This is a genomic window from Croceivirga radicis (assembly GCF_002072105.2).
Taxonomy (GTDB): Bacteria; Bacteroidota; Bacteroidia; order Flavobacteriales; family Flavobacteriaceae; genus Croceivirga; species Croceivirga radicis.
On record NZ_MTBC01000004.1, the window covers coordinates 43,120 to 66,681 of the forward strand.

General features: G+C 35.2%; 21 protein-coding genes. 6 read left to right on the top strand and 15 right to left on the bottom strand.

Annotation, left to right across the window (positions count from 1 at the left end; all coding sequences use genetic code 11):
• Nucleotides 1-19: 19 nt before the first annotated feature.
• Nucleotides 20-883: a sigma-70 family RNA polymerase sigma factor gene (locus tag BUL40_RS07170; protein ID WP_010518862.1), complete on the top strand. Its 864-nt coding sequence runs from the start codon at nt 20-22 to the stop codon at nt 881-883.
• A 570-nt stretch (nt 884-1,453) separates the two neighbouring features.
• Here BUL40_RS07170 and BUL40_RS07175 read toward each other — a convergent pair.
• The 6 genes from BUL40_RS07175 to BUL40_RS07200 form a co-directional block, all read right to left on the bottom strand.
• Nucleotides 1,454-2,677, bottom strand: coding sequence for a YaiO family outer membrane beta-barrel protein (locus BUL40_RS07175; RefSeq protein WP_080318679.1), 1,224 nt, complete (start codon nt 2,675-2,677; stop codon nt 1,454-1,456).
• 4 nt (nt 2,678-2,681) lie between these two features.
• Nucleotides 2,682-4,988: a sulfatase-like hydrolase/transferase gene (locus tag BUL40_RS07180; RefSeq protein ID WP_080318680.1), complete on the bottom strand. Its 2,307-nt coding sequence runs from the start codon at nt 4,986-4,988 to the stop codon at nt 2,682-2,684.
• Nucleotides 4,988-6,418 carry a glycosyltransferase family 2 protein gene (locus BUL40_RS07185; protein WP_080318681.1) on the bottom strand — a complete coding sequence of 477 codons (1,431 nt, stop codon included), beginning with the start codon at nt 6,416-6,418 and terminating at the stop codon, nt 4,988-4,990. The genes BUL40_RS07180 and BUL40_RS07185 overlap by 1 nt, the downstream gene beginning before the upstream one ends.
• A 5-nt stretch (nt 6,419-6,423) precedes the next feature.
• On the bottom strand, nt 6,424-8,331 hold the full coding sequence (locus tag BUL40_RS07190) for a HEAT repeat domain-containing protein (RefSeq protein WP_080318682.1): 1,908 nt from the start codon (nt 8,329-8,331) through the stop codon (nt 6,424-6,426).
• 144 nt (nt 8,332-8,475) lie between these two features.
• On the bottom strand, nt 8,476-8,850 hold the full coding sequence (locus BUL40_RS07195) for a response regulator transcription factor (RefSeq protein WP_080318683.1): 375 nt from the start codon (nt 8,848-8,850) through the stop codon (nt 8,476-8,478).
• On the bottom strand, nt 8,851-10,587 hold the full coding sequence (locus BUL40_RS07200) for an ATP-binding protein (protein ID WP_080318684.1): 1,737 nt from the start codon (nt 10,585-10,587) through the stop codon (nt 8,851-8,853).
• 166 nt (nt 10,588-10,753) lie between these two features.
• Here BUL40_RS07200 and BUL40_RS07205 point away from each other — a divergent pair, with 166 nt between their 5' ends.
• Entirely contained in the window at nt 10,754-12,055 is a 1,302-nt protein-coding gene (locus BUL40_RS07205; RefSeq protein WP_080318685.1) for a dipeptidase, read from the top strand.
• Here BUL40_RS07205 and BUL40_RS07210 read toward each other — a convergent pair.
• Nucleotides 12,052-12,471 (bottom strand): acyl-CoA thioesterase, encoded by a 420-nt coding sequence (locus BUL40_RS07210; protein ID WP_010518871.1) that lies wholly within the window; start codon nt 12,469-12,471, stop codon nt 12,052-12,054. The genes BUL40_RS07205 and BUL40_RS07210 overlap by 4 nt on opposite strands.
• Before the next feature lie 302 nt (nt 12,472-12,773).
• On the opposite strand from BUL40_RS07210, the gene BUL40_RS07215 reads away from it, so the two are divergent.
• On the top strand, nt 12,774-13,181 hold the full coding sequence (locus tag BUL40_RS07215; protein ID WP_080318686.1) for a glyoxalase: 408 nt from the start codon (nt 12,774-12,776) through the stop codon (nt 13,179-13,181).
• Here the strand turns inward: BUL40_RS07215 and BUL40_RS07220 are convergent.
• A complete protein-coding gene (locus BUL40_RS07220; protein ID WP_080318687.1) occupies nt 13,178-13,855 on the bottom strand; it encodes a DUF2461 domain-containing protein in 678 nt (225 codons plus the stop codon). The genes BUL40_RS07215 and BUL40_RS07220 overlap by 4 nt on opposite strands.
• 103 nt (nt 13,856-13,958) lie before the next feature.
• Here BUL40_RS07220 and epsC point away from each other — a divergent pair, with 103 nt between their 5' ends.
• Together epsC and cysM are read left to right on the top strand one after the other, a co-directional pair.
• Nucleotides 13,959-14,753 (top strand): serine O-acetyltransferase EpsC, encoded by a 795-nt coding sequence (gene epsC / locus BUL40_RS07225; RefSeq protein ID WP_080318688.1) that lies wholly within the window; start codon nt 13,959-13,961, stop codon nt 14,751-14,753.
• Nucleotides 14,746-15,630 carry a cysteine synthase CysM gene (gene cysM, locus BUL40_RS07230; RefSeq protein WP_080318689.1) on the top strand — a complete coding sequence of 295 codons (885 nt, stop codon included), beginning with the start codon at nt 14,746-14,748 and terminating at the stop codon, nt 15,628-15,630. The genes epsC and cysM overlap by 8 nt, the downstream gene beginning before the upstream one ends.
• A 50-nt stretch (nt 15,631-15,680) precedes the next feature.
• Here the strand turns inward: cysM and BUL40_RS07235 are convergent, their stop codons facing one another.
• From BUL40_RS07235 to BUL40_RS07260, 6 genes are all read right to left on the bottom strand, one after another.
• Entirely contained in the window at nt 15,681-16,220 is a 540-nt protein-coding gene (locus tag BUL40_RS07235) for a hypothetical protein (protein WP_141239647.1), read from the bottom strand.
• A gap of 40 nt (nt 16,221-16,260) precedes the next feature.
• Complete coding sequence (locus tag BUL40_RS07240) at nt 16,261-16,761, bottom strand: Dps family protein (protein ID WP_080318691.1); 501 nt, start codon at nt 16,759-16,761, stop codon at nt 16,261-16,263.
• Nucleotides 16,762-16,950: 189 nt separating this feature from the next.
• Nucleotides 16,951-18,024 carry a magnesium/cobalt transporter CorA gene (gene corA / locus BUL40_RS07245; RefSeq protein ID WP_080318692.1) on the bottom strand — a complete coding sequence of 358 codons (1,074 nt, stop codon included), beginning with the start codon at nt 18,022-18,024 and terminating at the stop codon, nt 16,951-16,953.
• An 85-nt stretch (nt 18,025-18,109) separates the two neighbouring features.
• Nucleotides 18,110-19,267, bottom strand: a complete 1,158-nt coding sequence (locus BUL40_RS07250; protein WP_080318693.1) for a hypothetical protein — start codon at nt 19,265-19,267, stop codon at nt 18,110-18,112.
• A 109-nt stretch (nt 19,268-19,376) separates the two neighbouring features.
• The gene (locus BUL40_RS07255; RefSeq protein WP_080318694.1) at nt 19,377-20,840 is read right to left on the bottom strand and encodes a MoxR family ATPase; all 1,464 of its coding nucleotides are present in this window, start codon (nt 20,838-20,840) and stop codon (nt 19,377-19,379) included.
• Between the two features lie 59 nt (nt 20,841-20,899).
• Nucleotides 20,900-22,060, bottom strand: a complete 1,161-nt coding sequence (locus BUL40_RS07260; RefSeq protein ID WP_080318695.1) for a vWA domain-containing protein — start codon at nt 22,058-22,060, stop codon at nt 20,900-20,902.
• A 78-nt stretch (nt 22,061-22,138) separates the two neighbouring features.
• Here BUL40_RS07260 and BUL40_RS07265 point away from each other — a divergent pair, with 78 nt between their 5' ends.
• Nucleotides 22,139-22,942, top strand: a complete 804-nt coding sequence (locus tag BUL40_RS07265) for a DUF1853 family protein (protein WP_080318696.1) — start codon at nt 22,139-22,141, stop codon at nt 22,940-22,942.
• A gap of 1 nt (nt 22,943) precedes the next feature.
• Here BUL40_RS07265 and hisIE read toward each other — a convergent pair whose 3' ends face one another.
• Nucleotides 22,944-23,540 (bottom strand): bifunctional phosphoribosyl-AMP cyclohydrolase/phosphoribosyl-ATP diphosphatase HisIE, encoded by a 597-nt coding sequence (hisIE, locus tag BUL40_RS07270; RefSeq protein ID WP_080318697.1) that lies wholly within the window; start codon nt 23,538-23,540, stop codon nt 22,944-22,946.
• Between the last annotated feature and the right edge of the window lie 22 nt (nt 23,541-23,562).

Genomic DNA, 23,562 nt, shown 5'->3' on the forward strand with positions numbered 1-23,562 from the left:
AATCTGAATTATATAGAGAATGAGGCAATTAAAAATCATTAAGCAGGTAACTAACCGTGAATCCAAATCCTTAGATAAATACCTACAAGATATAAGTAAAATTGATTTAATAACTGCCCAAGAAGAAGTAGAATTAGCACAGCGAATTAAAGCCGGTGATCAAGTTGCTTTGGAAAAGTTAACCAATGCCAATTTGAGGTTTGTAGTTTCTGTGGCCAAACAATACCAAAATCAAGGTTTAAAACTACCAGATTTAATAAATGAAGGAAATGTTGGTCTGGTTAAAGCGGCTAAACGATTTGATGAGACCCGAGGTTTTAAGTTTATTTCTTATGCAGTTTGGTGGATCAGACAATCTATCTTACAGGCGCTGGCAGAACAGTCTAGAGTTGTGCGTTTACCTTTAAATAAGATTGGATCTATAAATAAGATTAAAAAGACGTTTTCTTATTTAGAGCAAGCGCATGAAAGACCACCATCTCCCGAAGAAATTGCCAAGGAATTAGATATGACCGTTTCTGAGGTAAAACAATCTTTAAAGAATACAGGTAGACATGTATCTATGGATGCACCCTTAAAAGAGGGAGAGACGTCTAATCTATATGATGTTATGCGCTCGGGAGAATCTCCAAAACCAGATAAATCTTTGTTGCACGAGTCTTTATACACAGAGATAAATCGAGCATTGGAAACCCTTTCGCCTAGAGAGGCTGACGTGGTACGCCTATATTACGGAATTGGTGAAAACCCAAGCATGACGCTTGAAGAGATAGGCTCTACGTTTGATTTGACACGTGAACGCGTACGCCAGATACGGGAAAAAGCCATTAGAAAGCTAAGACATAGCTCTAAGAGCAAAATACTAAAAACCTATTTAGGCTAAATAAAAAAGGGAGCTTTTATTCAAAGCTCCCTTTTCTATTAACACACACTTAAACTAAGAACAATTTAGTTGATTAATTTCAAAATGATTTAAAATTTCATTCAGGTTCTGAATAAAATTGGTGTAAGCACTATTTTCGTTTTTGTAGTTTTTCATGACTAAGATTTTTGATTTGGTTTTGACTATAGGTAATCTAATTCTACTAATTGGTTTACACTTAAAATTTCATTCAATTCTTGCAAGAAAGCTAAGTACTCTTCACCGTAGGTATCGTATAACATAGTGGTAGTGATTAAGTTAATTTAATTTGGGTTATTAACTGATACTAACTTATTTCAATCTGGTCAGCTCTTCAACAATTTGTGGTGTATGCTTTTAATTTTGTTGTGAAAGTTTAGTTAAAAGTATTTTTAAAAGGTTCTTTTAAACGACTTTATTGCAGTAGTTGCTGTTACTTAGTAGAAAGTACATAGCGGTTATAAAAGTATCGGAATGAGTTAGAATTATGGTAATTATCAAGCGTAGTTGGTTAGGACCAGACAATATTAAGTAGTCTATCGAACCGTTACCCTACTTGAATCGAATTTGGTAACGCAAACCCACATTAAATCCCCAGAAATAGTTTCCAGAGTCAAAAGCCAACTCCTGCCTACGTACACCTGCATTTACGGTATACACGTTAGAGTTATTTTTGTTGGCAAATTGATATTCTAAATCTACACGTTGACTTTCCAAATACAGTATAGTTTCTGACAGTAACCTATCATTGGCTATGAATTGGTTCAATTGCGAATCAAATCCGTAAGTTAACCTTGCACCAAAATAAGTATCCCCATCCCTGAAATAGCGTCTAGCCAATAAGGTGCCCGAAACACCAATACCTCCATCATCTTTGATGGCTACATATGGCCTAGCAGAGAAATAAGAATTACCTTTATACCATCCAAAAGAACCCGTGCCAATTATTACGGAACCTCCAGCTCCAAATTGAATATACCTTCCGCCAATAGAAGCTTCAAAGCCTTTAGGAAGTTCCTTATAAATTTCTGCTCCTGCCGTATGGTTTGGAAAAATGGTTGCTTTTGAATAAAAGTAGCCCAAGTAACCATGCCATGATTTATTTATCTTAGGGTAATACTCTAAACCATATTGTGCCCCTATGGTATCTAATCTTTGAGAAAATTGAATTTGTGGAATTACCGTACCAATTTTGGAACGGTGCTGATAATTTAATTCTCCCCTATAAATTGGATCATAAACCATATCAAAAGCCTCAGCGCCTGTAAAAACACCAATTGTATTTCTTCTATTTAATTCCTGATTTTCTTTTTTAAGGGTTTCTTGTATTTCCGGCGTTGTGGTAAGGGTGGTGATTAACTCCTCTCTTAACGTTTCTAATTCCTCATCTGTACCTAAGTACGATATAGCCTTTTGGGTTAAACCTAATGCTATTTGATTGTTCTGAGCATACTTCTCATTACGTATAGCTGCCATCCAAGCCTCCCTATGGTTACGCTTGTTTGAAGTTATCTTATTTAGTTGCCTGCGTGCATTGTCATAATTGCCGTCCCAACTATCTAATTTTGCCAACAAAACAGAAGCATCTGAGTATTCTGGGTAATGTTTCAATAGTGCATTTAATTGTTTTCTAGCAGCAACTTTCTCACCACTAAAAGCTAAGTCTCTGGCGGTGATAAAATTGGCATCGGCATCCATAGTTGTCTGCGCCAAAGATTTACCAATTATGGTAAAGAAGAAGAATAACAAACTAATATGTAGGTAGTAAAATTTCATTCAATTACAAGGAGCTTAAAGCTTTAATTTGTTGGTTACATCTTTTTAACTTGAAATCCAAATCATCTGAACCAACCCTATTTTCTTTTAGTTTATCAGCTAAAAAAGCAGCTCTATGATTGTTTCCAGACCAGTAGTATACGTCTAAAAGCGCAGCGTAACCATCTTCATATTGCGGGTACAATTCTACCACCTGTTCTAACAACTCTATACTGTCATAATAACGTTTAGACCAAGAGAATATTCTACCTTTTAATATTTTAGCATCTACATGCCCAGGAACTTTATGCAATATGTAATTTGCCAATAATAAGGCACCTTCTAGGTTGCCAGAATGGGCCAGCTCTTTGGCTGTTTGGTATCCTTTATCATAATCAAGACCTGAAAACACACTGTTAATGTAGACCAGGTCAGCATCACTAAATACTTTGTTATCTGCCGGGAAAATGGCTAATTCTTTAGGTAATAACTTATCATGCGTAGTAACATATTTGGATACTGCTTTGTACGCTTTAAACCTTGACTTTACTCGCTGTGCTTCCGTTGTATTTTCTATTGGTTGTAATTCTCCTTTTGATTCCACCTTAACCAGTTGATCATCTAGTAAAAAATAACCGTTACTGTAGAAATCCTCTAAATAGCCTTTCTTATTATGCAACGCAAAATCCTTTTTATCTTTTAACAAACCACTACCTAACCAAGTAACCTGTGGCGCTGTCTTTATATTATAGTTTTCTTCTAAATAACCTAAGAGGCTTGGGGCCACATCTTGGTGGGAGGCCACCGTAGTAATCACTTGCGGATTTTTAATTAGCGGACCATAGAGAAAGAATGGAACATGATGCCTTTCTATTGCATTTTCTGAAGGTAGATATTTATTTGCCGTACTGGTAACTACAAATAAAGTATTCTGATGTTCATTGGTTTCTTTATGAAGATTAATAAACTTCTGCAGTTGTTGGTCCACGTACGGTAAAGAAGCAAAATATGCTTTGTTTTTTTGGATTTGCTTTTGAACTTGCCTAGAAAAATTAGGGTTTAATGAAATTTTTTCTACTTGAGCGATAAACTTTTCTTTGTCTGGAAAATTAAAGGGTTTTTGACTACTTAGATTTACGAGTAATTCTATTTTGGGAGTATTAGGTATTTGGTAAGAAGAAGCCCACTTTCTATACAATTCACCATCTGGATAGCCTAAACTTACTCCTGCCCTATCCGCCAACTGTAATTTATAATTAGGTCCAAATTTACTTTTATCCAAGACCACATCCACACGTTCTTGCTTTAAGTAGGTATCTAGACCGCTAATTCCTAAATTACCACCATAATGAAAATAGCTTCGGTAACCATTCTTTTTCAAGAAACCATAAAGGGTGTTTCTATTTATGGTCTGCGGTAGCATCGAGAAGCCATTATAACCATAAGGCAACGAACCGGTAATGTTGGTTACGGCATCATTTATTTCTGTTCCGTTGCTATAAAAATTCTGCCATTGAACGGAGACCTTTGTCATTTCTACCAGATTAGGCATAAAGACTGCCATTGGGTCTGTAGCATCCGTTAAAGATTTTGGTATTCCGTCTAATATTATGATAAATATATTAGGCGGCTTATTGTTTTGTTTGATAAACTGGGACAGCTCATGGTTTTGCAAGCTTGGCTTTAGCAAAGGAAATTCCTTTTCTCCTTTATAGGTATTTAAATCTAAGACCTCCTTTATTTTATTAGCGAACAGGTATTGGGTTTTATTCTCGTTTATATAATTTTTTTCAACAAATAGACTACCTATTATAAAAACCAATAAAAAGAAAATATACGGATATAGATGACCTAAAATTGCGTTGAGCCTAGAAGCAAATTTATAACTAAGGACATACGAACCAACAAGGATAACCATTAATACTAGAAAGTGGAAAATATTATTAAGAGTAAGCGTAAGGTTAAAACCTTCGTTTAAGGCATCGTAACTTAAAAGCGAGTAGTTTTTTACAAAATAGAGTACCAAAATAGCCTCCAAAAAAAGCAGAATACCATAGAAAACCATACTTAATCGGTATCCTAAACCAGGCTTACGTTTTTCAAAAAAGCGAAAGGCAAATAAAAATATAAAAGCAACTATGGAAGCAAAACCAAGCTGGTTTACAAATAAAATGTAAAATGCACGATTAAATACTGTAGCAATAACTCCTTGGTCATACAATTGAATTTGCTGATAGATCCCTAAAACAATAAGGGAAATAGCAAAACCAAGATACAACCGGGTGTAATCTTTTAGGGTGCGAATTTTTTTTATGTTGGCTTTAACTTGCATTAGGCTGCTTTACTAAATCCTTTACGGGTCATGGCGCCCCAACCCGACTGTATGTTGAACAATTTTTTATAATTTCCCTTTATGGCAGACCAAACCACTATAGGATGAAAAGCTACCGGTTCTATAATTGCACAGAACATAAGAATTAGTATGTCCTTGGTCTTGTTGTATTGGTTATAAGAGTAAACATCCCATAAAATGGCATAAAAAGAGAACATAATACTAAAGGCATATATTGCGGCTGTAATGGCAACAAAAAACTCCCAGTTTAATATGCCCATGAAGTAGAATATGATAATGGAAAAGAACCCAAAGAATTCTAAGATTGGAGACAACCACTCATAAAAAAACCAATACGGATAACTTAATAAACCCAATGTTCCGTATTTGGGATTAAAAAACATCTCTTTGTGTTTTTTAAGTGTTTCTAAATTACCTCTAGACCATCTATCTCGTTGTTTAACCAAGACCTCCAGACTTTCTGGTACCTCTGTCCAACACAACGGATCTGGAATATACTCTATGGTATATGGAATCTTTTGGTCATGCATATATCTACGCATTCTAAAAACAATTTCCATATCTTCCCCAACGGTATTGGTGTCATAACCGCCGGCAGCTATGGCAACTTCGCGATCAAAGAACCCAAAAGCCCCAGAAATAATCAATAAACTATCTATTCTACCCCAAGCCATTCTACCTAAAAGGAAAGAACGCGTGTATTCTAACAATTGAAAACGGGCCAACCAGTTGGTAGGCAAATTAATTTGTTCCAAGGTACCTCCAGAAATAGTACAGGAATTAGCCACGCGTATTACCCCACCTACGGCAATCACCTTCTTTTTACTACGCTGAGAAAACGATTTTACAATGTGCAGTAATGCGTCTGGTAATAAAAGGCAATCTACGTCTATACAACCTACATATCTGTTTTCCGATAAATACATACCTGTATTTAAAGCATCGCTCTTACCACCATTTTCCTTGTCTATTACGGTTAACTTACCAAAAGACTTTTGTGTAGATTTATAAATACCGCGAATGGGTTTAGATCGCCAATTGGGATCAATCTGCTTTTCTATTTTTTCCAGATGAAAAGCAGCAATAAGTTTCTCTAGTGTGTCATCTTTGCTACCATCGTTAACTACCATAACTTCATAGTTAACGTATTTTAAACTTAACAGGGAACGTACGTTTTCCACAATGGTCATACCTTCATTATAGGCGGGCGCAATAATGGTTATTGACGGCGCCAAAGGTGAAGCCATTATTTTAGAAAGATCATTAAAACTATTTTTTTTACGGTAATGCAATGAGTTCCTTGCAGATAAATAGCCCATTATGGTAAATAAACTGAACAGTACTACGGAAAAGGTGAGAAACACCATGTTCATGTACTGTATCAATATTTCTATGGAACCACTACTCATGAGGATTAAGAAACTAGCTTATTATAATCATCTTTAAAATATTCTGGTGCAATTTCAAAACTGAACAATTGCTCTATCTCCTCTTCTTGATTTGGATTTTCGTCTTCCAAACTTTCGTTTAGGAACAACAATTCAAGAGGTAATCTTTGATCTGCCTCTTCTTTCTCTTCTGAATTGTGCTCATCTAACGTTTCAACATCAACGATTACCTCTAGATTTCTAATACTATCTAGATTTACTGTTTCCGATTCATCTTTTCCCGTATCAGATGGTTTTGGCTGTAATCTATCCAATGCTTCTTTTACTGCAGTTAAGAGTACCTTATCTGTTTCGGTTTCTAGTAAATGATTTAGAAAAACTACCTCTTTGTCTGTACCAATTTTTCCAGCTTCTTTAACCAATACTACTTTACCCGTGCGGTCTCCGTAATTAAACAAGGGATAAAATACACTATCTTCTGGTTTATAAATGGTATCGTAATCTACCACAGTATAATCTGTTTCGTTTGTTTCTGTAACGGCAGGGGTATCAACACCACCGTTTACATGTTGGTTTTCGTTTTTTTCCAAACCTTGTAATATTCTAAAGGCTTTGTATCTAATTTCGGAATGGTCTTCTTTTTCAGCTATAAATTCTAAGAACTTAATATCCTGTGGTTTGGAGCTTTCTTTTAATTCAAGTAATAAATTAATTCGCTCTTCTTGGGTCATATGTATGTAGATATCCATTTTTTCTTGGGTAGACATGGTATGTGCGTTTGCCGCATCTAAGCCCTTTTCTGGATTTAAGTGATTTTCATAGTAGCTTTCTACTGTTTCTTCTGTAACTGTTACTACATCATAAACTTCTACTTCTGAGAACTCTATACTGGCTTGTTCGGCAGGAAGAACTTCCTCATAAATTACTGCTATATCCAATAAGGACAAAAAGTCTAGTTCCGTATCTTCTTTTGTACTACTTTCTACTACTGGTACTTCTTCTACATCTATTAAATCTTTAGATGGTAATACAGCATCTGGCTGTATACGGTTCATGGCACTTTGAGCCTTACTAGCGACAAGAAAATTCTTTTCGTTTTTGCTTACGTCCTCTAGGAAAAATAAATCACTAGGAGTGCCCATTTCTGCAAAAGCGTTTAAAATAGCAATTTTAACGTCGTTATTGCTTTTCCAAAAAACCCGTTTCATAGTAGGAAGGGCTGAATGAAAATTAAAATCGATTATACAGTTTACAGCAGCCGCCTTTATTGTATCGTTCTTATGTTTTACCAGAGTAGTTATAGCAGCTTCTGCGCCAATTTGGTTGTAATGTTTAATTAGGCGTAAAGCAAAAAGCACTACATCTTTATTACTAGAGATTAGCCAGTCTTTAAATTCTGGTGGCCTATACCCTTCTTTATTTCCTAATACTTCTATAAGTTTTAATTGTTGCCATTCACTAATTGCAAAACGTGTAGAATCTAAAACATACTCAATACCTTCTGTTCTCAAACTAACGGTGGCCAACTCGGCCTGTTTGCGAACCACACTACGCCTATCGTTTACAAAACGCTTAATAATATGGTAGGCATCCTTAACATTCATTTTAGACAATTGCAATATACCCTTGGCTATCTTATGCCACTGCCAACTATTCAATTTTTTATAGGCATCTTCATGTAAACCCAATTCTTGGTATAGTTTAAACAAACGTTCTCTAGTTGAGCCAGATACGTCTTTTTGTAAATCGAAAAGCACCTCAGAAACAACCCTTCTAAATTGTTTGTCTTTTAGGTAGTCTCTAATGGTAATTTTAAGCTCTACATATTCTTTTTGTTCCTCTTTTGGACCTTCTGGTGTATGAAACAAAAAATTACTGATAACCGGAGCCAATTCTGCTCGTTTGGCTTCAATTTTTTTAGTGGTAGCACTCATTTTATTTCTGTAATAAAAAATAAACAGAAAGTAAAGTGCACCTAACAGAACAAATAAAACTGTTAGATCCCATAAAAGGCTGGTATGTATTTGGGGGATTTCGATAAGTAGGTAATTTAGGGGGTTAGTTACGTACTAGTATTTTTATCTTTTTCTTATAAGTTCTCTTTTTACACGGACCAACAGTTCTGAAGGACTTACGGGTTTTGAAATAAAATCGTTGGCACCCAATTCAAACGCGCTTACTACGTTCTCGTCGTTTGATGCTGCACTGATTAGTATTATTGGAATTTGACTATTTAGCTGATTTCTTAGATAGTCTGTAAGCTCAATACCTGAAAAGTAAGGCATCATTATATCCGAAACTATTAAATCTGGTAGTTGTGCTTCTAATTCTTCTTTAACTTTTTTGCCATCTTGGCATAGGGTTACGGAAAACCCTTCTTTTTCTAGTCTATATTTTAATAACGATGCCAACATTACATCGTCTTCTGCCAATATTAAACTCTTGCTATCCATTTATTTTCCATTCAACAAACGGGCTAACTCTTTGTCAATTTGTACTTCTACTGCTTTGTAAGCCTCAATAAAACAAGCGTACTGTGTTTTAATACCTTCAAGATTAGCTGTATTGTTGCTAAAATCTTGAATCTGCTCTACATAATTAAGTAGACCGTTTGCTTTTACCATTTTTAAAGAAGACTTTATTTTATGGGCGGCAAAGCCAATACCAGAATAATTTTCTTCTATTAAATGTACCTTGGTTTTACCAATGAACTCCACTACATTGTTTTTGAGCATGGTTACCAATTCTTCCAACAAATCGGGTTTTTGCAAGCACTCATTAAATAAACTTTCTAAATCAACCAAAGGTTTATTTTCAAGATTATTCAAAGTTAGTTCCGGGTTATTACTCTCCTTTTTGTCGTTGTTAATGTACTGGTCTATTTTGGTCAAAAGTTCTTCTGTTTTACAAGGTTTAAGCATAAAATCTACTATCCCGTAATCTTTATAAGACTCTTCTAAGCAAGCCTGTATATCCGCGGAAAGCAAAATAATTGGAATTTGTGGACCGTCTACTTTAATTTGGATGTCTTTGGCCAATTGTACACCCGTAGTATCTGGTAACCGCATATCCATTAGTATGAGGTCTATTTTTTCTGTTTTTAAAATATAAAGACATTCCTCTTTATTCTCTGCCAAATAAGGATGTCCGCCTTGTTGTTTTAATCTACTTTCCATTAATTTTCTGGAAAGAAAATCGTCTTCTACAACTAGAATATTAGCTCCGGCTATACTTACACTTGTTTGCTTGGTCTCTTGTGTTTGTATATTAGCTGCCATAAGCGATGCTTTTTGATAGGGCAATATAACGTTGAATGTGGTTCCCATGCCTAATTGGCTAGAAACTGCTATACAACCCATTTGTTGCTCAATTATTGCTTTTATGATGCTAAGCCCAAGACCAGAACCACCATATTTTTTATGATTTAATTGGTCTGCTTGCCTATAAGACTCAAAAATGTGTTTTAATTGGTCGTTTGCGATACCAATTCCAGTATCTGCTACTACAAACTCTAAAAACACTTTTTTTGAGCGGTCTTCTTTAAGTTTAACGGTAAGGTTAATACTGCCTTTTTCTACAAATTTTATTGCATTTCCAATTAGATTCAATAGAACTTGAGACAACTTTGCCGGGTCTCCAATTAAAATCTCTGGAATACCGCTATCGTAATTAAGAGAGAATTTTACCTCGTTCTTTTGATTGATTAACGTTTTACATAAAAATGCAACCTCGTCAATAACATTTTTTGGTTTAAAGCTAACTTGCTCATAAGTTTCATGACCAGTAGCTATTTTACTAAATTCCAACAACTCGTTAACTAGGTTAAACATGCTATTAGAAGCCACATCCATTGCCTTAACAAGTTCTAGTTGCCGTGTATCCAATCCGGTATCTTTAAGTAAATCTAGAAACCCCATTATACTGTTTAACGGCGTTCTTATTTCATGACTAACATTAGCAACCAAATGCAAATCGGTTTCATTAGTTTGATTTGCCTTATTGGAATTATTTAAATTTAATCTCGGAACAGTTTCAACATCACCAAATACTCGAGACTCCAAGCCGTTTTTAAACGCATTAAAAGACGCTTTTAGGGCCGCGGCATCTTGACTTTTTAGCTCAGCGTAAGAAAAATTTTCTAGTCCGCTCTCTATTTTTGTCAAATAATCTAATAACTCTCTAGTATCCAATGCGTTGTGTTTTTGTGGTTGAATTTTGGCTGTTTAAATACCGTAAATAGCTGGTTTTATTAATATTAAAACTCCTTATTTAACCCCCCACATACAACTAATTGTTACCTATGCTTCGTTTTTTGTTGTCAAATTGCTTTTCTTGTAGGTATAAAACTCAAGACCAATGAAAAAACTCATTTTTATCTGTTTAGCACTAACGATTCTAAGTTGCAAACAAAAACAAGCTCAAGACCAATCAGAAGAAGTTTCTACGGAACACTTAGCTAAAAAAATACATGAAGAGGTGTTAACCGTTGATACCCATATAGATATCAATGTTAAAAACTTCACGGATAGTATTAATTATTCCCAACGATTAGAGACTCAAGTTGATTTACCTAAAATGGAAGAAGGTGGCTTGGATGTTGCTTGGTTTATTGTTTATACAGGACAGGATACCTTAACCACTAAAGGTTACGAAAAGGCCGCTGAAAATGCCATGGCAAAATTTGATGCGATACACAAACTATGTGAAGAATATGCACCAGATAGAATTGGTTTAGCAACCTCTAGCAAAGAGGCTAAAGCTATTGCTGCTTCTGGCAAAAAAGTAGCTATGATCGGTGTGGAAAATGCATATCCTATAGGCGAAGATTTAAGTTTATTTAAAACCTATTATGACAAAGGAGCAAGATATATTTCTTTGTCGCACAACGGCCACAGTCAATTCTGTGATTCCAATACAGGAGAAGCAGAAGATGAATGGTTATATAATGGTTTAAGTGAATTAGGCAAAAAAGCTGTAAATGAAATGAATAGACTTGGTATAATGATAGACATCTCCCATCCATCAAAAGAGTCTATGAAACAAATGATAGCTTTGTCAAAAGCCCCTATAATTGCATCCCATTCATCCGCAAGGGCCCTATGTGACCATTCCCGAAATTTGGATGATGAACAATTGACCTTGTTGAAAGAAAATGGTGGTGTGGTACAAACAGTTGGGTTTAGTTCTTATCTAAACACGGAAAAACATGAAGAAAAATCTGCTTTCATGAAAAAAATATACCAAAAGGTAGCAGATAGTCTAGATATAAAATGGTATGAGCGGTCTCAATTTTCTAGTCTAACCGCAGAGCAGCGCCAAGATTTTATGCAGAATTATAGAAAAGTTGTAAAAATAGGAACAGATATGGCCGCTTTAATGCCAGATGCACCTAAAGGAGTTACCGTTTCTGATTTTGTAGATCATATAGATTATCTAGTTGAAAAAATGGGTATTGACCATGTAGGTATAAGTTCCGATTTTGATGGAGGTGGTGGCATCACGGGATGGCAAGATGCTTCTGAAACCTATAATGTTACTCTGGAACTTGTTAAAAGAGGATACGACAAAGAAGATATTGCGAAATTATGGGGCGGGAATCTTTTTAGGGTGTTAGACCAGGTAGAACAAGTAGCAAAAGAATTGCAACAGCAATCTTAGGGCTTTTTACCCTCTTGCTCTTTCTCTTTTTTCTCCAGACGATCCTTTACATATTCTACTTTAGTTTTACCATGTGGGGCCGGTTTTCCGGCCTCATTTAGGTTAACTAAAATAATATTGTCTACGGTAACTATTGTTTCATGGGTCATTTTATTTCTAACCTCACAATTTAAGGTTAAACTACTATGGCCAAATTTCTTAACCTCTAAACCTATTTCTACGATATCGCCTTGATTGGCGGTGCTCATAAAATTGATTTCAGACATGTATTTAGTTACTACTCGTTTATTTTCAAGTTGAATTATACCATAGATAACCGCTTGTTCATCTAACCAAGTAAGTACCTTACCTGCAAACAATGTCCCATTTGCATTTAAATCTTCTGGTTTTACCCATTTTCTGGTATGAAATCTCATGATAGCCATATTTAACCACAAAATTAGCCAACTATTTTCAACTAATCACTTTTAAGCTCCTAAACCTTTTACTTTTAATAATCTATTATTGTAGGTCTTAAAAAAATCCATTCCTTCTAAATTCTAAACTACAATAACGCAAAATGGATAAATTCAATAAATAATCAATAAAACTTAGCTAGCTAGTAGCCCTTTTTTGTTTTTAGAAAATACCAATTGTTCATATCATGGTTAAAAACTAAGTTAAACACAAATTTAAACGACCTTGTTTAGCCGTAACTTTAGATAAAACCATTTTAATTATGGAAAATAGGGCATCCCTCCTTTTACAGGCACGTCCGGTTATTAAAGCCGCGAAAGTACACGAAGGTACAAGTAACGATGAGCGTTTTCAAAATTTAACGCTGCGTCCAATAATTAAGTTTCAAAACAATCTGTTGATTGCGGTTTTCAAAAATTATATTGTAAAGCATAAGTATAAGTTTTATGAACTAACCCTTCCACAACAATTGCTATACATAGAAAAAGCGATACAGAAAGATATTAAGTTTAGGAATTCATTAAAAGGAATGATTATTGCCCATTTTACCATAGAAGAGTATGAGACCTATATTAAAAATTCTTCGGCCCTAAATAAAAGAATGATGAATATGGTAATAGAGCGATTAAAGGATCAAATTCAATTGTTAGATAGAGAGCTAGCCGTTTAAAGCAAAGATTCTCCATTTAGATTTGTAGTTAAGACATCGCTCATTAAATCAAAAAAAGGACGAACGGTTTTAAACGATTGGTCTATTTCTACTATGAAATTATTGGACAGCACCTCCTTGTCCGTAAATTTTCTAGTAAAGATAAACTGCTTCTTTTTTATAAATTCAATGTTGGGGTGAGCCTTATCAAAACCCTTTGGTGCAGTTTTAACTTCTTCACCTTCCATTTTGCCCCATAAAGCTTTAAAGTGACTATCTTCAAGTATTTCTTTAAGTTCACTAATATCAAATTCAAATTCCTTTCGAATTCTATAAAGGTCTTCTTTATTAGGGCCAAAAAATCCAGTTGCAATAAATGTAGCACCAGGTTTTATCCTTACATAATAACCGCCCCTCAACGCTATTCCCATTCTGGAAAATGAAGCGGCAAAATGAGCTTTAAAGGGAGTTTTATCCTTGGAAAAACGAACATCTCTATAAATTCTGAACATTTTTAACCGTTCTATGGTATCATGTTTTTCCAAGTTAGACTTAATGGCGGTAAAGAAATTCTTGGCCTCTTCTTTGTGAGTTTCAAATATGGGTTTATGTATAGCAAACCAATCCCTATTATTGTTTTCTTGTAAATCTTCTAAAAACTTTATGGTATTTTTTGTAATGATGCTTTTTTCCATTCGATTAATGCTGTTTATACATTAATGCTAAAGTTAACCAAATATAACCCCACCACTAATTTGTATTTGGCTAATTTAGTTCTTGCAAACAAAGAAAATGCTTATGGATAAGCAAAAGATAATTGAACAAATAAGAGCACATAAGAATCAGCCTTGCTTGGATTTTAGGCTTAAAACAACTACCGAAGCCTTTACCAATACCTTGTTTTATACATTGTTCGACACCAATACGCCCTTACTAGAGAACCTAGAAAAATTAGAGCAACAATTTGAGATTTTAGTTGATTTGGCTTGTTGGGATGCGGATAAACCATGCAGTAAAGTTTGGGATCGTTATGTTCAAAAATTACCTGCTATCTTAGAAAAATTAAATAAAGATGCACAAGCCACTTTAAATTGTGACCCAGCATCATTGTCCATTGAGGAGGTATATATGGCCTATCCAGGATTTTACGCTATCGCTATTTACAGACTATCTCATGAGTTATATGCAGAAGGTTTTCCGTTAGTGCCTAGATTAATGACGGAGTATGCACATAGGCAAACCGGTGTAGATATAAATCCTGGTGCGCAAATTGGCAACTCTTTTCATATTGATCATGGGACTGGTGTAGTTATTGGAGAGACCGCTGTAATTAAGAACAACGTAAAAATTTACCAAGGGGTAACTTTAGGCGGCTTATATGTAGCCAAGGATTTACAAAAAATTAAAAGGCACCCCACAATTGAAAGTAATGTAACTATTTATGCTAACGCTACTATCCTGGGTGGTGATACTATTGTTGGGGAAAATTCTATTATTGGTGGTAATGCTTGGATAACAGAATCCGTACCAGCAAATTCTACCGTTTTTCATACACCTACAATTAAAATAAAACCTACTAAGAATCATGTCTAAACATATTTTAGAGCTAATTGGCAATACGCCCCTTGTTACCGCCAAAAAGATAAACCCAAATCCAAATGTAAACTTGCTGTTTAAATTAGAAGGCCAGAATCCTGGTGGAAGTGTAAAAGATAGGCCTGCTTTGAACATGATCAAAAGTGGATTGGAACGTGGTGATTTCGATGGCAATACCAAATTAATAGAGGCCACTAGTGGAAATACAGGAATTGGCTTAGCCATGGTTGCGGGAATATTTGGTTTAAACATTGAACTAGTAATGCCAGAAAATTCTACTATAGAACGCGTTAAAACCATGGAGGCCTACGGGGCAAAGGTTACACTTACCCCAGCAGACATAGGTATAGAGGGAGCAAGAGACTATGTGTTGGATAAAGTTTCTACTCAAGGTTATGTAATGCTAGACCAATTTGGCAATACAGATAATTGGCAAGCGCATTATAAAACTACAGGACCAGAAATATGGCGAGATACGAAAGGACAAGTTACCCATTTTGTATCCAGCATGGGAACAACAGGAACCATAACAGGGACGTCTACTTTTTTGAAAGAACAAAACCCAGCTGTTAAAATAATTGGGGTACAACCAAAAGAAGGAGCAAAAATTCCAGGTATACGTAAATGGTCTCCAGATTACGTACCCAGTATTTATGATGATAGCAAAGTTGATGAAATTTTATATGTATCTGAAGATGAGGCTGTGGAAATGACCAAAAGACTGGCTAAGGAAGAAGGTATCTTTGCCGGAATGAGCAGTGGTGGTGCCGCTGTTATTGCACAACGGATTGCAAATAAAATAGACTCTGGAACAATTGTCTCTATTGTTTGTGACCGAGGAGATAGGTATTTATCCTCCGATATTTATAAATAAAAAAACAGGGCCGTTGCCCTGTTTTTTTTATTGAATTTTACTGACATGAATTATTTGCTCATGCTAGCTTTTTTCAAGTTTTCTACAACAAACTCTATTTCTTCACCTTTTTTATTGGTATATACATAAGTTGTATTTGACTCGTTTTGACTTTTCATTTTAAAATTTTGCTCTTCCAATATTTTCAAGTTGTTACCATCTTCTACCGCAATTATAACATCATCGCCATTACTTACTAGAGCAAAATCTGTCTTTTCCTTGGTCATGTAACTAAACTTGATAATTTCATCTATATCATCATCCGCGTCCCTATCAATTTTTACGGTTTTGGTCACCTTCACCGGTGGAAAGATTCTATCCTCGTTTACCTGTCCCTTATCTTTGGGGTCTGTTTTTACTTCAGCATCTACCATTGTATTAATCATCACGGAATTCTTTACTTTCTTTCCGTTTTCATAGAAACTTAACGTCTTTGTAGTTGTCTCATTCTTAATTTCGTCCTTACCTTTTTCTTGCCAATTATGTTGAGCAGATAATGCTGTTACAGCGAATAAAGAACTTGCTAATAATATATTTCTTAAATTTTTCATTTCAATTTTTTTTAAATTAATAATAGTATTTATCATTCGTCTATGCAGGAACGCTGCGTTTCAACGTATCTGTAGTCGTCTTTGTCCATGCATCCAACATCCAACTACTTTTTTCTAATTCTCTGATGTACGCACCAATCAAATCTATTGTACCCTCATCTTCAATTTTGTCCGCTTCGGTTACTACGTTGCCCATCTGTTTAATTAGGATTGCATGCGCTTTTAATAAATCCTCTACCATTTCATTATCGTTCAAAATTTTTGTGGTCTCTTCAATGCTAGAAGTTTCCAGATAAGAAGATAGATTACTCATGGGATGATAACGCAAGGTGAGTACACGTTCTGCTATTTCGTCTATCTTTACCCTAGCGTCTGTATAGAGTTCTTCAAATTTTTCATGTAAATCAAAAAAGTTTCTACCTACAATATTCCAATGGTAGTTTCTAAGTTTCTGATAGTACAAATGATAGTCTGCCAATAGTGTGTTTAACTCTATAACTACGGGTAAGACTTTTTCTTCATCTAAATTTAAATAGTTCATTTTTAATATTTTAAGATTCAACATACAGTAATGTTGGTAGTGAAGATTTTTACCGCTAATAATAGCCACTTTAGCTAAATGCCTGTTTGTGAATAACAAACCAACACTTTCAATATAAAGCGTGCAGCTATTTTGTCAAGTGATTTAACGGGCTTTAACCCAATAAGGAAACTGTTAACATAAGAAGTGTTAAAGCCAACCCTTCTTTTTAAAGTATATTAACAAACCAAGTCCGATAATGAAAAAGGATGCCCATACCAATGGGTAACCATAAGGACTGTTTAGCTCTGGCATGTTGGTAAAATTCATTCCGTAAATACCGGCAATAAATGTAAGCGGAATAAAAATAGAGGCAATTACGGTTAAAACTTTCATGACCTCGTTCATTTTATTACTCATATTTGTCATATACATTTCCATAAGACTAGTAACCATTTCGCGGTAAAGAACTATATCTTCATTGATTTCTGTGCAATGATCAAAAGTGTCTCGCAAAAACAGTTTTGTATCTTCTTGAATTAGTTGGTGCTCTGTTGTCAATAACCTATTTACTATTTCTTTTACAGGGAACACCCATTTACGTATACGAAGTATTTCTTTTTTTAATGTCTGTATTTTTCGGGCGGTATCTTTGGTTGGATTTTCATAAACTTCCTCTTCCAAACTTTCTAATTCTTCTCTAACATCGTCCAGGGCTACATAATAATTGTCTACTATAGCATCCAGTAAGGCAAAAAATAAATAATCTGCCCCCCTACTCCTAATACGGCCATATTTGTTGATGATCCTTTCTCTAACACCGTTAAAAACATCATCGTCTGTTTCTTGAAAAATTAGTACCTGTTTGTCTAACAAGATTAAACTTACATGTTCTATTTTTATTTGTTTGGTTGTATCCAGATACAACATTTTAAAAACACCAAAAAGATGCTCCTCATATTCATCTACCTTTGGTCTTTGTAAAGTATCCATTACATCTTCTAGCAGAAGATTATTTAAGTTATAATGTATGCCTATACTGTTTATTGCATCTTCGTCTGAGATGCCCACCACATTTAACATGGATGTTTCCAGTTCGTTCTTAATGGGTAGTTTAATGTAGGGAACTTCTCTTTGTTGAAAGTCATTCTCATTATAGGTAATAAGCTGTAAATGGGAAGGAACCTTATCTCTTGAGCCTACATACGAAATATGACCTGGTGCTTTACCTAATTTTGATTTAGATCTAGAGAATTTAGGAATGATTTTCTTTTTCTTAGCCATAATAAAGTATGTATTAAAACAAAGTAACTAAAAAAAGCCCTTTCGGGAAGAAAGGGCTTTTAACTAAAACTAGTTTTGTGCTATTTTAATTGGAAGTAGCAATCTGTGTTACCGTGTAAACGCCGCCAGATACTTCTAGATTAAATACTGGTATTTGGCCACTTGTTGGCAGTGTGTTAGCTGTAAAGGTATATGGACCTCCATAAGTATTTCCAGAATCGTCTAAAAATTCAAATGTTACAACTTCTGGCTCCGAACCGTTAAAGTTATAAGCGTCTAGTTCAATTACGTAGGAACCATCAGCTAAATTTCCCTCTGCAATAAAAATGTCTTCAAAACCGCTAATACTTGAGGACGAAGAATAAATACCGTTACTTGATTGATCTACGATATCCATATCAAACTGATCTCCAGAATCCCATGTAGCAATAATGGAAATCCCTTGGTCAGTTTCCGTTGTAGTAATATCAATCTCATTATAAGTTCCAATAACTACATCGTCATTTGCAACAGATTCAATAATCAAAGTAGCTTGTCTGTTTGCTTCCGGCGTAATTGTACTATCGTCCAAATCGAGTACAACTGTAGCATTTATCATACCCGCAGGAATAATTACAGAACTTCTATTTGTTTCATAGAATCTATATAATGGGTTTGATGATTCCAAATCAAAATTCACAACAACGTCTTCATTTAAGGGTTTACTTAGGGTTGCCGTAAAAGTTAAATAGTAATATTCTTCTACACTAGATATATCAGATTCAAAAGCTACAATAGCAGCGCCATCGGTTACATCAATTTGGACTGCACTAGAAGATGATGGACTTACAGAACTTGACAAATCGGCCATACTTATGATTATATTCTCTACACCAGATTCAAATTCAGCATCCGATACAATAGATAATTCAATAGTACCTGTAGTTGAGCCTGCGGCTATAGAAATAGATTCACTGCTAACAGTATAATCTTCTCCTAAGGTAGCCGATCCATTAAAATTAAGATTGATTTCAGCAGTTCCCTCAACAGCATTTGGAATAGTTGCTGTAAGAGTAATAACTTCAGCATCTGCTTCTGTAGTCATGGTTGAAGTACTACTAAGGCTAACTGTTTCAGGTTCTATGTAAACAGGAACTTCTACTGGAACCTCTACCGGAACTTCTACAATTTTTTCTTCAATTTCTGTTTTTGTACAAGAAGCAAAAATTGCAACAGCACCTAGTGTTAAAAGGGATTTTCTCATGTTTTTAGATAGATATAAGTTAATTGACAGGCTAATAATCCACTAACCCTTATGCATAACGTTATAAATCTAAAAATATTCTTAAAATAATTAAAAATGTAGAAAATAATTACAATCCGCTAATGTAGTTTCCATACAAGTCGTTGAATTGCAACCCCTTATTAATACGTTGTTTACTTAATTTTTTATAAGCCACTAACCCCCATAGTAACAATTCCTTTAAAAAATACTGGTCTTGTTGGCTAACATCATGTCCATATTCCTGTGCCAAATCGTTTAAAGGAGCAATTGCGTTTAATTTTTGCTGATATTCTTTGTCGCTATCACCATCTATCAGTTCAAATCCGTCTTGATCAAAAAACCAACTTATAATATCATCATAAGCAGTAGGCTCCCCTTTACGCTCTAATTTGCTTATCTCAGGAAAATACTTGGGAAAAATGGATTTTATAGCCTCTTCTATTAGTGTTTCGGCTACAAAGGCGGCGCCTTCTTGTTCGCCCTCATAAACCAATTCTATCTTTCCTGTAATAGCGGGAATAATACCCATAAAATCCGTTAAACGTACTTGTGTTTCTGAATCACCATTAATTAGCATTCTTCTTTTAGCGGTGCTCAACAAGTTTTCATAAGCGGTAATACTCATACGAGCACTTACACCACTTTTGGCATCTACATATTCACTATCTCGCGCTTCAAAGCTTATCTGTTCCAATACATCTTTCGCTAATTCTGGCACATAAATTTCCTTATTTTCAGAAAGTAGCGCACTTACTTCTTGTTGTGTGATTTTTTTAGCGACCTCTAATTCCTCTGGATAATGTGTCAGAATTTGAGAACCAATCCTGTCTTTCAGCGGAGTTACAATACTACCTCTATTAGTATAATCTTCTGGATTAGCGGTAAATACAAATTGGATATCTAATGGCAATCGTAATTTAAATCCACGTATTTGAATATCGCCTTCTTGTAAAATATTAAACAAAGACACTTGGATTCTTGCCTGCAAATCTGGTAATTCGTTAATCACAAAAATACAACGATTCGCGCGTGGTATCATTCCAAAATGGATTACCCTATCGTCTGCATAACTCAGTTTTAGATTTGCTGCTTTTATAGGATCAACATCTCCAATTAAATCAGCTACCGTCACATCTGGCGTTGCCAATTTCTCGTAAAAACGGTCTTCTTTTGGTAACCAAGAAATGGGGGTGTCATCCCCTTTTTCTGCTATAAGTTCTTTTGCAAATCGGGATAAAGGATTAAACGGATCGTCATGGATTTCTGAACCTGTTACATACGGAACATAATCATCCAATAGGTTAAGCATTTGCCTGGCCAAACGTGTTTTTGCTTGCCCTCTTAAACCTAACAAATTAATGTTATGCTTGGATAAAATGGCACGCTCTAGCTCTGGAATTACAGAATCCTCGTATCCCCAAATACCCTCAAAAACAGTTTCTTTACTTTTGATTTTACCAATGAGGTTATCCCTTAATTCGTCCTTAACCGATTTTGTGACATAACCAACTTTTTTTAAAGCTCCCAACGTTTGAATGTTCTCTATATTCATATGTATTTTTTTATTACCCTAACGCTTCAGGGTTTTATAGCCCACAACGTGTGAGGCTTTTATTTAATTCTCTTTCTTCTATTGTTTTCGTAGTCTTCAAAAATCATTTCTCCAAGACCTTTGAGACCTGTATAAAATGCTTTTCCTTTATTTGCTGCGGTAAACTCCCGTACAAACTGCATTAAATAAGGGTCTTGCGCAATCATAAAGGTAGTAATGGGTATATGTAATTTTCTTGCTTGTGCGGCCATATTGTAGCATTTCTCCACTATATACTCGTCCAGACCAACGCTGTTTTTATAGTAATCACCATTAGGCAAACGCAAACAACTTGGTTTGCCATCCGTTATCATAAATATTTGTTTATTGGTATTACGCTTTCTACGTAACATATCCATAGCCAATTGCAACCCAGCCACTGTATTAGTATGGTATGGACCTACCTTTAGGTAGGGTAAATCCTTGATGGGAATTGGCCAAGCATCGTTCCCAAAAACCAGAATATCCAAAGTGTCCTTTGGGTATCTAGTGGTGATTAATTCTGCCAACGCCATGGCCACTTTTTTAGCAGGAGTTATCCGGTCTTCTCCATACAAAATCATTGAGTGACTTATATCTATCATAAGCACGGTACTCATTTGTGCTTTATGCTCTGTATCCTCTACCACCAAATCATTTTCGTCTAATATAAAATTACCTATGCCATGGTTTATTTGTGCATTGCGTAAACTCTCTGTCATAGAAATATGCTCTAGACCATCTCCGTAGCGGTATTCTCTAAAATCGCCCGAGTGTTCATCCCCTTTCCCTAATTTTCCGGTCTTATGATTGCCAGAGCCACTACGTTTAATTTTACCAAAGATTTGGTCCAACGCACGTTGGCGTAGCATCCGTTCTAATTTAGCCGTGATAATTATGGTGCCACCGCCTTCACCATCTTGTCCTTCCTCACCTTCACCTGCCGTTCCATCACCTTGTTCAAACTCTTCACGGATATAACCTTTCTTTTTAAGGTCTTCTATAAAATCGTCTATAGTATAGTCTGGAGTAGTTAATTGGTATTCTTCATCTAACTGACGCAACCAATCTATTGCCTCATCAAAATCACCGGAAGTATGTGTGATTAGCTCTTGAAAAATATCAAACAATTTTTCAAACGGACTTTGGTCTGGCGCACTATACGTGGTAAAAAGGAATCCTTTTTTTGTTTTCATAGCCATACCTTAAAATTACTGTATAATGCTTAGTTGTCGGTATTTTTTATAAAAACTTAACGCTTTCCGTAAGTTTGTTTAAGGATGAAAGAATTGATACAAGCATTTTACAATACCAAGCCCCTATGGACCCATGAACAATTTGGATTGCAACAATTTGAATTTCCTTCAATTGACATGGCTATAATAGAAAATGTTGCCATTCCAGAAAAACTGCGTTTAGGGCACCAAATGGAATACGTGTTTAAACACCTAATTACACTAGCTAAAAACTATCAAGTAATTGCATCTAATATTTTAATAGATGAGGGAAAAGTGCGTTTGGGGGAGTTAGATTTTATATTGAAAGATATCAGTAGCAACAGCTATCTGCATGTAGAATTGGCGTACAAATTCTATATCATAAATCCTGATATCTCGGAGCCAATTCACCGACTCATGGGCCCAAACAAGCGAGATATGTTTTATACCAAATTGGACAAGGTTAAGGAAAAACAATTTCCACTCCTACAGCATCCCAGTCTTAAACAAAAATGGGTAAGTTTAGACATTGACCCTTTAAAGGTGAAACAACAGTGTTGTTTTAAAGCGCAATTATTTTCGCCATTTAAGGAAGAAAAGTTGGCAATAAGACCACTAAATACAGCTTGCCATGCAGGTTATTGGGTACGCTTTGAGCAATTCAACAGTATTGCATTTAAAAAGTATCAATTTTATATTCCTACCAAAAGGGAATGGCCGTTACAAGTACATAATCAAGTATTGTGGAACAACCATTACAACACATTATTAGACATCAATTTAAAACACCTAAAACAGTATGCTCCTATGGTTTGGGTGCAAACTACAGAAGGCGAATTATTTAAGTTATTTGTAGTATGGTGGTAGTCTAATGTCTATCTATAAGTACCTTTTCAATATCTTTTAAGGTATACCCTTTAGCTTGCAATAAGATTAAATAATGAAAAAGCAAATCAGCACTCTCATTTAAAAACAATTCTTCATTATCGTCTTTTGCTTCAATTACCGTTTCTACAGCTTCTTCCCCTACTTTTTGAGCAATTTTGTTTATACCTTTTCTAAAGAGGGATGCTACATAGCTTTTTTCATCCTCTTTATTTTCTTTTCGGGAAGTAATAACATTTTCTAACTCAGACAAAAAGCTAAAATTTGCTACGTTTTCTTCGTCCCAACAGGTGTCTGTACCTGTATGGCAAGTAGGCCCAATTGGTTTCACTTGCACTAACAGGGCATCCTTATCACAATCCACCTTCATAGAAACCAGTTCTAAAAAGTTGCCACTTTCCTCTCCCTTGGTCCATAATCTATTTTTAGAACGACTAAAAAAAGTGACTTTACCTGTTTCTTGGGTTTTATTAAATGCTTCTTGGTTCATATACCCTAGCATCAACACGTTTTTTGTGCGTGCATCTTGAATTATTGCGGGTACTAAACCGTCCTTATCTTTTGAAAAATCGATTTTCATTATGCTGTATTCTCTTGTTTAT

Bases quoted from the DNA above. Each gene is read 5' to 3' on its own strand.
- BUL40_RS07170 (WP_010518862.1), top strand. From the start codon at position 20: ATGAGGCAATTAAAAATCATTAAGCAGGTAACTAACCGTGAATCCAAA.
- BUL40_RS07175 (WP_080318679.1), bottom strand. From the start codon at position 2,677: ATGAAATTTTACTACCTACATATTAGTTTGTTATTCTTCTTCTTTACC.
- BUL40_RS07180 (WP_080318680.1), bottom strand. From the start codon at position 4,988: ATGCAAGTTAAAGCCAACATAAAAAAAATTCGCACCCTAAAAGATTAC.
- BUL40_RS07185 (WP_080318681.1), bottom strand. From the start codon at position 6,418: ATGAGTAGTGGTTCCATAGAAATATTGATACAGTACATGAACATGGTG.
- BUL40_RS07190 (WP_080318682.1), bottom strand. From the start codon at position 8,331: ATGAGTGCTACCACTAAAAAAATTGAAGCCAAACGAGCAGAATTGGCT.
- BUL40_RS07195 (WP_080318683.1), bottom strand. From the start codon at position 8,850: ATGGATAGCAAGAGTTTAATATTGGCAGAAGACGATGTAATGTTGGCA.
- BUL40_RS07205 (WP_080318685.1), top strand. From the start codon at position 10,754: ATGAAAAAACTCATTTTTATCTGTTTAGCACTAACGATTCTAAGTTGC.
- BUL40_RS07210 (WP_010518871.1), bottom strand. From the start codon at position 12,471: ATGAGATTTCATACCAGAAAATGGGTAAAACCAGAAGATTTAAATGCA.
- BUL40_RS07215 (WP_080318686.1), top strand. From the start codon at position 12,774: ATGGAAAATAGGGCATCCCTCCTTTTACAGGCACGTCCGGTTATTAAA.
- BUL40_RS07220 (WP_080318687.1), bottom strand. From the start codon at position 13,855: ATGGAAAAAAGCATCATTACAAAAAATACCATAAAGTTTTTAGAAGAT.
- epsC (WP_080318688.1), top strand. From the start codon at position 13,959: ATGGATAAGCAAAAGATAATTGAACAAATAAGAGCACATAAGAATCAG.
- cysM (WP_080318689.1), top strand. From the start codon at position 14,746: ATGTCTAAACATATTTTAGAGCTAATTGGCAATACGCCCCTTGTTACC.
- BUL40_RS07235 (WP_141239647.1), bottom strand. From the start codon at position 16,220: ATGAAAAATTTAAGAAATATATTATTAGCAAGTTCTTTATTCGCTGTA.
- BUL40_RS07240 (WP_080318691.1), bottom strand. From the start codon at position 16,761: ATGAACTATTTAAATTTAGATGAAGAAAAAGTCTTACCCGTAGTTATA.
- corA (WP_080318692.1), bottom strand. From the start codon at position 18,024: ATGGCTAAGAAAAAGAAAATCATTCCTAAATTCTCTAGATCTAAATCA.
- BUL40_RS07250 (WP_080318693.1), bottom strand. From the start codon at position 19,267: ATGAGAAAATCCCTTTTAACACTAGGTGCTGTTGCAATTTTTGCTTCT.
- BUL40_RS07255 (WP_080318694.1), bottom strand. From the start codon at position 20,840: ATGAATATAGAGAACATTCAAACGTTGGGAGCTTTAAAAAAAGTTGGT.
- BUL40_RS07260 (WP_080318695.1), bottom strand. From the start codon at position 22,060: ATGGCTATGAAAACAAAAAAAGGATTCCTTTTTACCACGTATAGTGCG.
- BUL40_RS07265 (WP_080318696.1), top strand. From the start codon at position 22,139: ATGAAAGAATTGATACAAGCATTTTACAATACCAAGCCCCTATGGACC.
- hisIE (WP_080318697.1), bottom strand. From the start codon at position 23,540: ATGAAAATCGATTTTTCAAAAGATAAGGACGGTTTAGTACCCGCAATA.